Consider the following 14,138-nt stretch of genomic DNA (forward strand, 5'->3'; position numbering starts at 1 on the left):
CGTGGCTTCCCGCCACGGGCCCTTCCGGCATTCGGTAGGTCCGGTGCTGCGTCGATCCGGCGCTGCGTCAACTCCGCGGGCGGTCACCGCACCCATCCGGGGGTACTCGACTCGCGCCGTCGCCGGGGCGCGCTTCTCATGGGGTGTGATGCGACACACACCCTGAGGAGGGACCTCCATGCCCGTAGCCGCCCGTGCTCGTTGGGTCCTCGCCGCTGCGACGTCCGTGGCCCTGGTGGCCACCGGGTGCAGCAGCAGCGGGGGCGGCAGCAGTTCGTCGGACACCAGCAAGACCTTCAGCTACCAGAGCAGTGAGCCGCAGAACCCGCTCCAGCCCGCCAACGCGAACGAGACCGGCGGCGGTCGCATCATCCAGAACCTGTTCAAGGGGCTCGTGGACTACGACCCCGGCACCGCGAAGATCCGCATGCAGGTCGCCGACAAGATCGACACCAGCGACTCGCAGACCTACACCGTCACGCTGAAGGACGGGTGGAAGTTCCACGACGGCACCCCGGTGCACGCCAAGAACTTCGTCGACGCCTGGAACTGGGGCGCGGCCACCACCAACAACCAGATCAACAGCTCCTGGTTCTCCGACATCGAGGGCTACAAGGACGTCCACCCGGCCACCGGCCAGCCGACCACGGACAAGATGTCCGGCCTGAGCGTCACCGACGACCTGCACTTCACGGTCAAGCTGAGCAACAAGGTCTCGTACTTCGAGTACAAGCTCGGCTACATCGCCTTCTCGCCGCTGCCGGACGGCTTCTTCAAGGACCCGGCCGGGTACGGGCAGAAGCCCGTCGGCAACGGGCCGTACCAGTTCGTCAGCTGGTCCCACAACCAGCAGGTGGTCACCAAGGCCTTCCCGGACTACCAGGGCGTGGACAAGCCGAAGAACGGCGGCGTCGTCTTCAAGATGTACAACACGTCCGAGGCCGCCTACGCCGACCTCCAGTCCAGCAACCTCGACGTGATGGACCAGGTGCCGCCGTCCGCGCTGGCCACCTACAAGAGCGACCTCGGCGACCGGGCGATCGACTCCCCCCAGGGCGCCATCCAGAACGTCGGGTTCACGCTCTACCAGGCCGACTGGTCCGCGCCCGACAAGGCCAAGGTCCGCCAGGGCATCTCGATGGCGATCGACCGCGACACCATCACCAAGACCGTGCTCCAGGGCTCCCGCAAGGCCGCCAGCGCCTGGGTGGCCGAAGGCGTCGAGGGCTACAAGGAAGGCGCCTGCGGCGACTTCTGCAAGTTCGACCCGGCCAAGGCGAAGACGCTGATCACCGAGGGCGGCGGCGTCCCCGGCAACAAGCTGACCATCCTGTACAACGCGGACGGCGGCCACAAGGAGTGGGTCGACGCGGTGTGCAACTCGATCCGGCAGAGCACCGGGGTGGACTGCACCGGCGACCCGAAGCCCGACTTCAAGACCGCGCGCGCGGCGATCACCGGACACCAGGTCAACGGCATGTTCCGGACGGGCTGGGTGCAGGACTACCCGCTGAACGCCAACTTCCTCGCGGACGTGTACCGCACCGGCGCCGCGTCCAACGACACGGGGTACAGCAGCCCGCAGTTCGACCAGGCCGCCAAGCAGGCCGACGAGGCCGCCAGCGTCGCCGACACGGTCACCGGCTACCAGCAGGCCGAGGCGGTGCTGCCCGGCGACATGCCGGCCATCCCGCTCTGGTACTACCGCACCAACTCGGGCTACTCGACCAAGGTGCAGAACGTGAAGTTCGACTCCTTCGGCAACCCGGCCTGGACCCAGGTCGAGGTCAAGGGCTGATCCCCTCTCCCGCCGGCCCCGCCCTCACCGCACGGAGGGCGGGGCCCGGCCACCTCGGAAGGAGGCTCGGATGGGCAGTTACGTGCTGCGTCGGGTGCTGCAGATGATCCCGGTGTTCCTCGGCACCACGCTGCTGATCTTCCTGATGGTCTACACGCTGCCGGGCGACCCGGTGGCGGCGCTGTTCGGCGAGAAGGCCGCCGATCCGGCCGTGGTGGCCAGCATCAAGCACAAGTACTACCTCGACCAGCCGGTCTGGAAGCAGTACCTGCACTACATGGGCAACCTCTTCCAGGGGGACTTCGGGACCAGCTTCACCGGCCGTCCGGTCACCGACATCATGGCGGACGCCTTCCCGGTCACCATCCGGCTCGCGCTGCTGGCCTTCGTGTTCGAGATGGTCCTCGGCCTGTGCCTCGGGCTCGTCTCCGGCCTCAAGCGCGGCAGCCTCCAGGACACCCTGGTGCTGATCCTCACCCTGCTGGTGATCTCCATCCCGGTCTTCGTGCTCGCGTACATCGCGCAGACGGTGTTCGCCACCAACCTGGGCTGGGTCACCCCGACGGTGCAGGACAGCTACGACCTGTCCCAGCTGCTCCTGCCGGCGATGGTGCTCGGCTCGCTCTCGCTCGCGTACGTCGCCCGGCTGACCCGCACCTCCATCGGCGAGAACCTGCGGGCCGACTACATGCGCACCGCGGTGGCCAAGGGCCTGCCCCGGCGGACCATCATCTCCCGCCACCTGCTGCGCAACTCGCTGATCCCGGTGGTCACGTTCCTCGGCACCGACCTGGGCGCCCTGATGGGCGGCGCGATCGTCACCGAGGGCATCTTCAACGTGCAGGGCATCGGCAACGTCCTGTACCGGGCGATCAACCAGAAGGAGGGGCCGACGGTGGTCGGCATCGTGACCGTCCTGGTGATCGTCTACCTGGTCGCCAGCCTGCTCGTCGACCTGCTCTACGCGGTCCTGGACCCGAGGATCCGCTATGCCTGACATCCATGACGAAGAGTCCTTCGAACCGCACCCCAAGCCCGGCGTCTCGCGCCTGGACTACGCGGGCGAGCAGGGCATGGCCGTCGAGCAGGACACCCTGGTCGAGGCCGACCCGGTCAAGCGCGAGGAGGCCCGCAGCCTCTGGGGCGACGCCTGGCGGGACCTGCGGCGGCGCCCGATCTTCCTGATCTCGGCGGTGCTGATCCTGCTGCTGGTCGTCATGGCGATCTTCCCGTGGGCGTTCACCGACGCCGACCCGCGCAAGGCCGACCTGGTGCACAACTACCTGCGCCGGCCGGACTGGTCGGACGTGTTCGGGGCCGGCTGGTTCGGCTACGACGGACAGGGCCGGTCGATCTTCGCCCGCGTCGTGTACGGCGCCCGCGCCTCGATCACCGTCGGCATCTGCGTCACCGCGGCGGTCACCGTGCTCGGCGGCCTGGCCGGCATGGTCGCCGGGTACTTCGGCGGCGGCGTGGACGCGGTGATCTCCCGGATCGTCGACATCTTCTTCGGGATCCCGCTGCTGCTCGGCTCGCTGGTGCTGCTGAACGCGTTCGCCACCCGCACGGTGTGGAGCGTGGTCATCGCCCTCGGCTTCCTCGGCTGGACCCAGATCGCCCGCGTCATGCGCGGCGCCGTGCTGACCGTCAAACAGGCCGACTACGTGGTGGCCGGACGGGCACTCGGGGCCGGGACCGGACGGCTGATGTTCCGGCACATCCTGCCGAACGCGATCGCGCCGGTGATCGTCGTCGCGACCATCGCGCTCGGCGGCTACATCGCGACCGAGGCGACGCTGAGCTTCCTCGGCATCGGCCTGCAGGACCCGACCATCTCCTGGGGCATCGACATCTCCTCCGCCCAGAAGGTGATCCGGACGGCGCCGTACGTCCTGTTCTTCCCGGCCGCGGCGCTCTCCGTCACCGTGCTGGCCTTCATCATGCTGGGCGACGCGGTGCGCGACGCCCTCGACCCGAAGCTTCGCTGAGCGAGGGGAACGCATCGTGACTACAGCTGTGGACACCACCGAACCCGGGCGGGACGCGCCGTACGAGGGACCGCTGCTCGACGTGCGCGACCTGCACGTCGAGTTCGTCACCCGGGACGGCGTGGCCCGGGCGGTCAACGGGGTCAACTACAGCGTCCGGGCGGGGGAGACGCTGGCGGTGCTCGGGGAGTCCGGGTCGGGCAAGTCGGTGACGGCGCAGGCGATCATGGGCATCCTGGACATGCCGCCGGCCCGCATCCCGCGCGGCGAGATCCGCTTCCGCGGCCAGGACATGCTGAAGATGGGCCGGGAGGAGCGGCGGCGCATCCGCGGCCGGAAGATCGCGATGATCTTCCAGGACGCGCTGTCCTCGCTCAATCCGGTGCTCAGCGTGGGCTTCCAGCTCGGCGAGATGTTCCGGGCGCACCAGGGGACGTCCCGCAAGGAGGCCAAGGACAAGGCCGTCGAGCTGATGGACCGCGTACGCATCCCGGCGGCGGCGCAGCGGGTGAACGACTACCCGCACCAGTTCTCCGGCGGCATGCGTCAGCGGATCATGATCGCGATGGCGCTGGCCCTCGAACCGGACCTGATCATCGCCGACGAGCCCACGACGGCGCTGGACGTGACGGTGCAGGCCCAGGTGATGGACCTGCTGGCGGAGCTCCAGGCGGAGTTCCAGATGGGGCTGATCCTGATCACCCACGACCTCGGCGTGGTGGCCGACGTCGCGGACAAGATCGCGGTGATGTACGCGGGGCGGATCGTCGAGACGGCGCCCGTGCACGAGCTGTACGCGCGCCCGGCCCACCCGTACACCCGGGGCCTGCTGGACTCGATCCCGCGACTGGACCAGAAGGGCCAGGAGCTCTACGCCATCAAGGGGCTGCCGCCCAACCTGCTGCGGATCCCGAAGGGCTGCGCGTTCAACCCGCGCTGCCCGCGGGCGCAGGACGTCTGCCGGGCCGAGGTGCCGGAGCTGTACCCCGTGACCGAGGAGGACGGCACCGCGCTGGCCGGGCGGGGCAGCGCGTGCTTCTTCTGGAAGGAGACCCTCCATGGCCGGTAACGGGGCGAGTGCGCTGGGGGCGACCACGGCGGCGGCGACCACGCCGGAGGAGCTCGTGTTCGACCAGAACGTGGCGCGCGGCGAGCCGATCCTCGAAGTCCGCGACCTGGTCAAGCACTTCCCGCTGACGAAGGGGGTGCTGCTCAAGAAGCAGGTCGGCGCGGTGAAGGCGGTGGACGGGGTCTCCTTCGACCTGATGCAGGGGGAGACGCTGGGCATCGTGGGCGAGTCGGGCTGCGGGAAGTCCACGCTGGCCAAGGTGCTGATGAGCCTGGAGCCGGCCACCGGGGGATCCGTCCGGTACAAGGGCGAGGAGATCTCCCGGCTGTCGGGGTCGGCGCTGAAGGCCGTGCGGCGGAACATCCAGATGGTGTTCCAGGACCCGTACACGTCGCTGAACCCGCGCATGACGGTCGGCGACATCATCGGCGAGCCGTTCGAGATCCACCCCGAGGTGGCCCCGAAGGGCGACCGCCGCAAGGCCGTCCAGGATCTGCTGGACGTCGTCGGGCTCAACCCGGAGTACATCAACCGGTATCCGCACCAGTTCTCCGGCGGTCAGCGTCAACGCATCGGCATCGCCCGGGGGTTGGCGCTCAAGCCGGAGATCATCATCTGCGACGAGCCGGTCTCCGCCCTGGACGTGTCCGTCCAGGCGCAGGTGATCAACCTGCTGGAGAAGCTCCAGGGCGAGTTCAACCTCTCGTACATGTTCATCGCGCACGACCTCTCGATCGTCCGGCACATCTCCGACCGCGTCGGCGTGATGTACCTCGGCAAGATGGTCGAGATCGGCTCCGACGCGGAGATCTACGACCACGCCACCCACCCGTACACCCAGGCGCTGCTGTCGGCCGTGCCGGTGCCCGACCCGACCGCGCGGGAGTCGCGGGACCGGATCGTGCTGACCGGGGACGTCCCCTCGCCGGCGAACCCGCCGTCGGGCTGCCGCTTCCGCACGCGCTGCTGGAAGGCGCAGGAGCGGTGCGCGGTGGAGGTCCCGCTGCTCGCGGCGCCGTCGTGGCTGGACGGGGCGGCCCGGCACGAGTCGGCGTGTCACTTCGCGGCGGAGCGGGACAACGGGAGGGGGGCCGCCGCGGCCGGGTAACAATTCGGTCGACGTCGCGGCAGGCGGCGCACACCAAGGGCGCGTCCTCGATTCGAGGGCGCGCCCTGCGCTGTGCTGCGCAAACGCCGGAAAAAGATCGATTACTCCTCGTAAACGCGCGAATACCGGAGATCATCGTCCGCCTTCCGGAGATCGGAACGGGTGATCCCGTATGCGATATGCGGGAATTTGGCGAGCATTGTCCGGGCCGGGTCCGGCGCGTAATTGAAAAGAGATGTGACGCGGATTCCGAAAGCCGGTCGGTTGATCGATAGTTGCTTTGCGCGTATCAGTGGTCACCTCGCCAACTGTGCGGATCGGCCCTGAGATGTCGGCCTCCGTCACGCCCGGCACACCGAGTGGCGGGGCCGCCGTTCGTTCGCAAGCCCCCAAAACGAGGAGCAGTTGAATGAGGCTCACCAAGACGATGCGCCTGACCGCCCTGGCGGCCTGCACGGCGCTCGCGATCTCCGCGTGCACCACGGGCAGCGACAAGAAGTCCCCGGCCGGCAAGACCGGCGGGTCGATCAGCGTCCAGCTGGGTGAGCCGCAGAACGGCCTGGTCCCGCAGAACACCGCGGAGTCCGAGGGCACCCAGGTCGAGTACGCGCTCTTCACCGGGCTGGTCGACTACGACCCCAAGACCAGCACGCCCAAGCTCGCCATGGCCGAGTCGATCGACTCCCCGGACTCCACCGTCTGGACGATCAAGCTCAAGGACGGCTACACCTTCCACAACGGCGAGAAGGTGACCGCGCAGTCCTTCGTCGACGCCTGGAACTGGGGCGCCGACCAGGACAACGCCGCGCAGGCCCTGCCGTTCTTCGACAAGGTCCTCGGCTCCGACGAGCTCGCGCCCGGCAAGGACAAGAAGCCCACGGCCACGGCGCTCAAGGGCCTCAAGGTCGTGGACGACAAGACCTTCACCGTCACCCTCAAGGCGCCGTTCTCGCAGTTCAAGACCATGCTCGGGTACAACGCCTTCTATCCGCTCCCGAAGGCGTTCTTCAACGACCCGAAGGCCTTCGGCGACAACCCGATCGGCAACGGCCCGTTCCAGATGGACGGCCCGTGGCAGCACAACCAGCAGATCAAGGTCAAGCGCTACGACAACTACCCGGGCAAAAAGGCCAAGCTCGATTCGGTCACCTTCAAGATTTACGACAAGCTGGAAACCGCGTACAACGACCTCCGCGCGGACAACATCCAGATCACCAACAAGCTGCCGATCTCGGCGATGGCGACGGTGGCCCAGGAGTTCGGTGACCGCTACATCTACCAGCCGGAATCCGGCGTCGGCTACATCGGGTTCCCGATCGCGACCAACAAGGCGTTCGCGAGCCCCGACCTGCGCAAGGCGATCTCGATGGCGATCGACCGCGAGGCCATCACCAAGACGATCTTCTCCGGCACCCGCAAGCCGGCCGACGACTTCGTCAACCCGATCATCCCGGGCTACCGCCAGGGCGCGTGCGGCGACGCCTGCAAGTACGACCCGGCGAAGGCGAAGGCGCTCTACACCCAGTCCGGCGGCCTGCCCGAAAACAAGCTGGAGATCGGCTACAACGCGGACGGCGGCCACAAGGAGTGGATCGAGGCCGTCGGCAACCAGCTGAAGAACAACCTCGGGATCGACGTCACCTTCAAGCCGTTCGAGAAGTTCGGCAAGATCCTCGACGCGCTGGGGGCCAAGCAGTACTCCGGCGCCTTCCGGATGGCCTGGTCGATGGACTACCCGTCGATCGAGGACTACCTGCGCCCGATCTTCTCGAAGATCGCCATCGACAACGGCTCCAACTACGGCGGCTACGTCAACGAGGACTTCGAGGCGCTGCTCGCCAAGGCCGACCAGGCGAAGACCGAGGACGAGGGCCTGAAGCTGTACCAGCAGGCCGACGACATCCTGCTCAAGGAGCTGCCGTACATCCCGGTGTACACCTACATGAGCTCCGGGGCGTACACCAAGACCGTCAAGAACGTGATCATCGACGCCCAGAACCGGATCGACCTGACCTCCGTCGAACTCGCCTGACCCGACTCCCGCTGACCGGTGCGTCCCGCAGGGCGGCGCGGGAAACCCCCGTGCCGCCCGCCGGTGACGCGCCCCAACCACGAGGAGGCCGCCACATGGGCCGCTATGTGGTCCGTCGGGTCATCCAGGCCGTACCTGTGATCCTCGGCGCGACGTTCCTGATCTACGCACTGGTCTTCCTGCTGCCCGGTGACCCCATCCAAGCGCTGGCCGGTGAGAAACGCGCGGACCCGACGGTCGTCGCGATGCTGCACGACCGGTACCACCTGGACGATCCGTTCTTCCTCCAGTACTGGCACTACCTGGTCGGCCTGTTCCAGGGCGACTTCGGCGAGGACTACCGCGGCCACGCCGTCGTCGACGTGATGACGCGGGCCTTCCCGTACACCATCAACCTGGCCGGGACCGCGCTGGTCATCGAGATGGCGGTGGGCGTGACCGCCGGTGTGGTCGCCGCCCTGCGGCGCGGCCGGTTCATCGACAACCTGGTGCTGATCTCGACCCTGATGGTCATCTCGATCCCGACCTTCGTGATCGGCTTCGTGCTCCAGCTGCTCCTCGGGGTGAAGCTCCACAACGACTACGGCATCGACTTCTTCCCGGTCTCGTTCAACGAGGACGACGGCTTCCGCGCGTACCTCCTGCCGGCCTTCGTGCTCGCGTCCACCTCGCTCGCCTACATCGCCCGGCTCACCCGGACCAGCCTGACCGAGGTGATGCGGGCCGACTACGTGCGCACGGCGGTGGCCAAGGGCCTGAGCCCGCTGCGCGTCGTGGTGCGGCACGGGCTGCGCAACGCGCTGATCCCGATCGTCACCTACCTCGGCATGGACCTGGGGTCGCTGATGGGCGGCGCGGTGATCACCGAGGGCATCTTCAACATCCCCGGGATCGGGCACCAGCTGTTCCAGTCGGTGTACCTGCGCGAACGCACCATCGTGGTGGGCGTCGTGAGCGCCCTCGTCATGGTGTACCTCCTCACCAACCTGGTGGTCGACCTGCTCTACGCCGTTCTTGACCCGAGGATCCGCTATGAGTGAGCCGACGAACGCGCTGGACACGACGGCCCCGGTGACCGCGGCGGCGGCCGCCAAGGGCGACAAGGAGCGGGTGGGCAGCCTCTGGACGGACGCCTGGTACGACCTGCGGCGCAACCCGCTCTTCATCATCGGCGGGCTGCTGGTGCTGCTCATGGTGGTGATGGCCGTCGCCCCGCAGCTTTTCACCGACAAGGACCCGAACTCGGCCGGCTTCTGCGAACTCTCGTCCTCGCTGCAACGCCCCTCCGCGGACCACTGGTTCGGCTTCGACGTCCAGGGCTGCGACGTCTACACCCGGACGATCTGGGGCGCCCGCAACTCGATCATCGTCGGCATCCTGACCACGTCGCTGGTGGTCCTGGTCGGCGGCACGCTCGGGCTGCTGGCCGGCTGGATGGCCGGGTTCTGGGACAGCCTCCTGTCGCGCATCACCGAGATCTTCTTCGCGATCCCGCTGCTGCTCGGCGGCATGCTCATCATGTCGACCTGGCAGAAGGGCAACGCCTGGACGGTCTCGGCGGTGATGGCGGTGCTCGGCTGGCCGCAGATCTACCGGCTGATGCGCTCGGCGGTGATCTCCAACAAGCACAACGACTACGTGGTCGCCGCGCGCGCGCTCGGGGCCGGCACCGGGCGGATCGTCACCCGGCACATCCTGCCGAACGCGGTGGCGCCGGTGATCGTCGTCTCGACCATCAACCTCGGCGTGTTCATCGGCGCCGAGGCCGCGCTGTCCTACCTGGGCATCGGCATCCAGTCCCCGGCGATCTCCTGGGGCCTGATGATCAGCGACGCCCAGTCCCGCTTCCTGAACGCCCCGCACGTACTGCTCTTCCCGGCCGCCGTGCTGAGCATCACCGTGCTGGCGTTCATCATGCTCGGCGACGCGGTGCGCGACGCCCTCGACCCCAAGCTGCGCTGAGGAGGGCCGCGGACCATGACTGACACGACGAAGCCGTCCGGCACGAGGGACGGCGGGGCGCGCCTGAGCGCGATCGAGGTGACCGGCCCGCGCCGGGAGAACCTGGTGCCCGGCACGCCGCTGCTCGAAGTCGACGACCTGCACGTCGAGTTCGTCACCCGGGACGGCATCGCCAAGGCCGTCAACGGCGTCAGCTACTCGGTGTCGGCCGGGGAGACGCTGGCGGTGCTCGGCGAGTCCGGTTCGGGCAAGTCGGTGACGGCGCAGGCGATCATGGGCATCCTGGACATGCCGCCGGGGCGGATCACGGCCGGCAAGGTGCTGTTCCGGGGCCAGGACCTGCTGACGATGAGCCCCAAGGCCCGGCGCGCGGTGCGCGGCCGGAAGATCGCGATGATCTTCCAGGACGCGCTGTCCTCGCTCAATCCGGTGCTCAGCGTGGGCTACCAGCTCGGCGAGATGTTCCGGGTGCACCAGGGCGCCTCGCGCAAGGAGGCGAAGGACCGCTCGGTCGAGCTGATGGAGCGGGTGCGCATCCCGGCGGCGGCGCAGCGGGTGGACGACTTCCCGCACCAGTTCTCCGGCGGCATGCGCCAGCGCATCATGATCGCGATGGCGCTCTCGATGGAGCCCGACCTGATCATCGCGGACGAGCCCACCACTGCCCTGGACGTGACCGTCCAGGCCCAGGTGATGGACCTGCTGGCCGAGCTGCAGTCCGAGTTCCACATGGGGCTGATCCTGATCACCCACGACCTCGGCGTGGTGGCCGACGTCGCGGACAAGATCGCGGTGATGTACGCGGGACGGATCGTCGAGACGGCGCCCGTGCACGAGTTGTACGCGCGCCCGGCCCACCCGTACACCCGGGGCCTGCTCAACTCGATTCCGCGGCTGGACCAGAAGGGGCAGAACCTGTACGCCATCCAGGGCCTGCCGCCGAACCTCCTGCACATTCCGGCCGGCTGCGCGTTCAACCCGCGCTGCGACCGGGCGCAGGACCGCTGCCGGTCCGAACTTCCGCCGCTCGTCCCGGTGCTGGACGCGGAGGGCAGGGACCTGCCGGGCCGGCACAGCGCCTGCCACTTCTGGAAGGAGACCCTCCGTGGCTGAGCCGATCCTGGAGGTCCGGGACCTGGTCAAGCACTACCCGCTGACGCAGGGGATCCTCTTCAAGCGGCAGGTCGGCGCGGTGAAGGCGGTGGACGGCATCTCCTTCGACCTGGTCACCGGGGAGACGCTGGGCATCGTCGGCGAGTCCGGCTGCGGGAAGTCCACGCTGGCCAAGGTGCTGATGAGCCTGGAGCGGGCGACCGCGGGCCAGGTGCGCTACAAGGGCCAGGACATCACCCGGCTGTCGGGGTCGGCGCTGAAGGCCGTGCGGCGGAACATCCAGATGGTGTTCCAGGACCCGTACACCTCGCTGAACCCGCGCATGACGGTCGGGGACATCATCGGCGAGCCGTTCGAGATCCACCCCGAGGTGGCGCCGAAGGGCGACCGCCGCAAGGCCGTTCAGGACCTGCTGGACGTCGTCGGGCTCAACCCGGAGTACATCAACCGGTATCCGCACCAGTTCTCCGGCGGTCAGCGTCAACGCATCGGCATCGCCCGGGGGTTGGCGCTCAAGCCGGAGATCATCATCTGCGACGAGCCGGTGTCGGCGCTCGACGTGTCCGTCCAGGCGCAGGTGATCAACCTGCTGGAGCAGCTGCAGACCGAATTCGGCCTGTCGTACATGTTCATCGCGCACGACCTCTCGATCGTCCGGCACATCTCCGACCGCGTCGGCGTGATGTACCTCGGCAAGATGGTCGAGATCGGCTCGGAGGACGAGATCTACGCCCATCCGACCCACCCGTACACCCAGGCCCTGCTGTCGGCCGTGCCGGTGCCCGACCCGACCGGCCGCGAGCAGCGCGAGCGCATCCTGCTCAGCGGCGACCTGCCGTCGCCGGCGAACCCGCCGTCCGGCTGCCGCTTCCGCACCCGCTGCTGGAAGGCGCAGCAGCGGTGCTCCGAGGAGGTGCCGCTGCTCGCGGTGCCCGCGCTGCTGGAGGGCCCGGCCGCGCACGAGTCGGCCTGCCACTTCGCCGAGGTGCGGGACGTGATCGGGAGCGCCTGAGCCCGTCCCCCGGCCGGGTCGCGGAGTCCGTCGACTCCGCGGCCCGGCCGCGTGGTTCCGGGCGCCGTCGGCCCCCGGGGCGGTCATTTCTCGAAGCCGACGTTCTCCCAGACGATGTCGGACAGGCCCTGCGCGCCGATGTTGGCGAGGTTGGCGCGGGCGCCGTACAGCTGCGGCCGCTGGTAGAGCGGGAGCATCCCGGCCACCTTCCACAGCTCGGCGTCGGCCTGGTTGATGGCCTCGGAGGCGGTGGCGGTGTCGGGCGCGGCGGCGGCCCGGTCGAGGGCGGCGTCGACGGCGGCGCTGCCGGTGCCGGCGTGGTTGTTGCCGCTGTTCTGGACGAAGCTGGCGCGGCTGCCGCTGGCGGGGAAGGGCGTGCCGAGCAGCGCGTACACGGCGAGGTCGAAGTCCTGGCGGTTGACGTACTTGTCGAAGAACTCGTTCGGGCCGGCCTGGACGGTGGTGACCTTCACGCCGACGCCCTTGAGCATCCCGGTGAGGCTCGCGGCCTCGCTCTGGGCGGTGGCGACGCCGGCCGGGACGACCAACCGCAGGTTCAGCTCGCGGCCGTCCTTGTGGCGGACGTCGCCGTCGAGCTTCCAGCCGGCCGCGTCGAGCTTGCGGCGGGCCTCGGTGGGGTCGTAGCGGCTGAGGCCGAGCGAGTTGTCGCGGTAGGCGTTCTGGTTGGCGACCAGCAGGTGGTTGTTGAGCGTGGCCGGCGGCCAGTCCAGGCCCTTGAGGTCCTCGCGGGCGATCGCGTCCCGGTCGATCGCCTGGAACACGGCCTGGCGCACGGTCGCGTCGGTGAGCAGCGGGCTGCGGCCGTTGAGGGTGAGCTGGCGGAAGTCCGGCCCGCCGGCCCGCCGGACGACGGCGCCCTTGGTGCGCTTGATGGCCTCGTACCCGGCCACGTCCGGGCCGTTGTTGAAGAGGTCGATGTCGCCGCGGCCGAAGGCGGCGGCCATCGTCGCGGGCGTCATGGCGTGGAAGACGATGCGGTCCAGCAGCGGCTTGTCGCCCCACCAGGCCGGGTCGGCGACCAGGGTGACGGTCTGGGCCGCCGGGTCCAGCTTCTCGACCTTGAACGGGCCCGCGGTGACCGGGATGGCGTCCAGGTAGGCGGTGTTGAACAGGTCGGGGCCGCTCACCCTGCTCGCCGGCAGCAGCGGGGCGTTGGCGGCGCCGTTGAACATCGACTGCCACTCGGAGAAGGGCTGGTCGAAGGTCATCACGGCCTGGAAGTCGTCCTTGCCGGGCACCACCGAGGAGACCAGCTCGAAGCCGGTGCTGCTGGAGGACTTGTACGCCGGGTCCTTGCCGTTCATCGCGCGCCAGTCGGCCTCGATGTCGCGCCAGGTGATCGGGGTGCCGTCGGACCAGTGGGCTTTCGGGTTGAGCGTCCAGACGACCACCTGGTGGCCGTCCCTGAGCTCGGCGTGGGCGTCCTGGAGGTAGGCCGGGTTGGGGGTCTGGGTGCCGGCCGCGTCGGAGCGGAAGAAGGTGGGCAGCAGCGCCTTGGTGACGCTGCCGGTCGAGGACTCGGTGCCGTCGGCGTGGATCGGCGACCACTGGTGGGAGAACTGGGTGATCGCGAGGTTCAGGGTGCCGCCCTGGCGCAGCTGGGCGCGGTCGCGCGGATTGATGTCCGTCGCGGTGGACTTGGGCGACTTCGGGACGGATGCCATCGCGTCGCCGGGTGAGCCGTCCGGCTGGGACGCACACGAACAGAGCGTCAGCGAGAGCGTGAGCGCGGTGAGGCCGGCGAGCAGGGCCGTCCGGTGGTGGAGGCGGCCCATTGGCGTGCTCCCGAGGCAGGTGTGGCGGATGGTGTGGCGTCACATCTTGGCGAGCGGGACGGGAGTTGTCGAGGGGGAGGGCCGAGGGGCGGCCGAGGGGGCGGGCCGAGGGGCGGGCGAGGGGGAGGGCCGAGGGGGAGGGGCGGGGGGGGGGGGCCCGCCCGGGGGGGGGCGGGGGGGGGGCCCCCCCCCCCCGGGGGGGGGGGGCGGCGGCCGCCCCGCGCCGCGGCGGCGGGGGGGGGCGGGGCGGGGGCCGGTGG

Annotated in this window: 11 protein-coding genes; 10 read left to right on the forward strand and 1 reads right to left on the reverse strand. The window is 69.1% G+C overall.

The genetic code is table 11. The annotated features are described in order from the left end of the window. Positions 1–178: 178 nt before the first annotated feature. The 10 genes from ACFV4G_RS09195 (at position 179) to ACFV4G_RS09240 (ending at position 12,082) form a co-directional block, all read left to right on the forward strand. Complete coding sequence (locus ACFV4G_RS09195; protein ID WP_380438141.1) at positions 179–1,798, forward strand: ABC transporter substrate-binding protein; 1,620 nt, start codon at positions 179–181, stop codon at positions 1,796–1,798. A gap of 70 nt (positions 1,799–1,868) precedes the next feature. Continuing rightward, positions 1,869–2,795, forward strand: coding sequence for an ABC transporter permease (locus tag ACFV4G_RS09200; RefSeq protein WP_380438143.1), 927 nt, complete (start codon positions 1,869–1,871; stop codon positions 2,793–2,795). A gap of 76 nt (positions 2,796–2,871) precedes the next feature. Beyond that, on the forward strand, positions 2,872–3,786 hold the full coding sequence (locus ACFV4G_RS09205) for an ABC transporter permease (RefSeq protein WP_380438272.1): 915 nt from the start codon (positions 2,872–2,874) through the stop codon (positions 3,784–3,786). 16 nt (positions 3,787–3,802) lie between these two features. Continuing rightward, positions 3,803–4,855: an ABC transporter ATP-binding protein gene (locus ACFV4G_RS09210; RefSeq protein ID WP_380438144.1), complete on the forward strand. Its 1,053-nt coding sequence runs from the start codon at positions 3,803–3,805 to the stop codon at positions 4,853–4,855. Then, positions 4,845–5,963, forward strand: a complete 1,119-nt coding sequence (locus tag ACFV4G_RS09215; protein ID WP_380438146.1) for an ABC transporter ATP-binding protein — start codon at positions 4,845–4,847, stop codon at positions 5,961–5,963. The genes ACFV4G_RS09210 and ACFV4G_RS09215 overlap by 11 nt, the downstream gene beginning before the upstream one ends. Positions 5,964–6,372: 409 nt before the next feature. Further along, entirely contained in the window at positions 6,373–7,995 is a 1,623-nt protein-coding gene (locus tag ACFV4G_RS09220) for an ABC transporter substrate-binding protein (protein WP_380438148.1), read from the forward strand. Between the two features lie 95 nt (positions 7,996–8,090). Next, positions 8,091–9,035, forward strand: a complete 945-nt coding sequence (locus ACFV4G_RS09225) for an ABC transporter permease (RefSeq protein ID WP_380438150.1) — start codon at positions 8,091–8,093, stop codon at positions 9,033–9,035. Further along, positions 9,028–9,957, forward strand: coding sequence for an ABC transporter permease (locus ACFV4G_RS09230; protein WP_380438152.1), 930 nt, complete (start codon positions 9,028–9,030; stop codon positions 9,955–9,957). The genes ACFV4G_RS09225 and ACFV4G_RS09230 overlap by 8 nt, the downstream gene beginning before the upstream one ends. A 63-nt stretch (positions 9,958–10,020) precedes the next feature. Beyond that, positions 10,021–11,070 carry an ABC transporter ATP-binding protein gene (locus ACFV4G_RS09235; RefSeq protein ID WP_380438274.1) on the forward strand — a complete coding sequence of 350 codons (1,050 nt, stop codon included), beginning with the start codon at positions 10,021–10,023 and terminating at the stop codon, positions 11,068–11,070. Beyond that, positions 11,063–12,082 (forward strand): ABC transporter ATP-binding protein, encoded by a 1,020-nt coding sequence (locus ACFV4G_RS09240; protein ID WP_380438153.1) that lies wholly within the window; start codon positions 11,063–11,065, stop codon positions 12,080–12,082. Before ACFV4G_RS09235 ends, ACFV4G_RS09240 begins: the two co-directional genes overlap by 8 nt. 83 nt (positions 12,083–12,165) lie before the next feature. Here the strand turns inward: ACFV4G_RS09240 and ACFV4G_RS09245 are convergent, their stop codons facing one another. Next, positions 12,166–13,878, reverse strand: a complete 1,713-nt coding sequence (locus tag ACFV4G_RS09245; RefSeq protein WP_380438155.1) for an ABC transporter family substrate-binding protein — start codon at positions 13,876–13,878, stop codon at positions 12,166–12,168. Positions 13,879–14,138 lie beyond the last annotated feature (260 nt).

This window comes from Kitasatospora sp. NPDC059747 (assembly GCF_042732955.1).
Taxonomy (GTDB): Bacteria; Actinomycetota; Actinomycetes; order Streptomycetales; family Streptomycetaceae; genus Kitasatospora.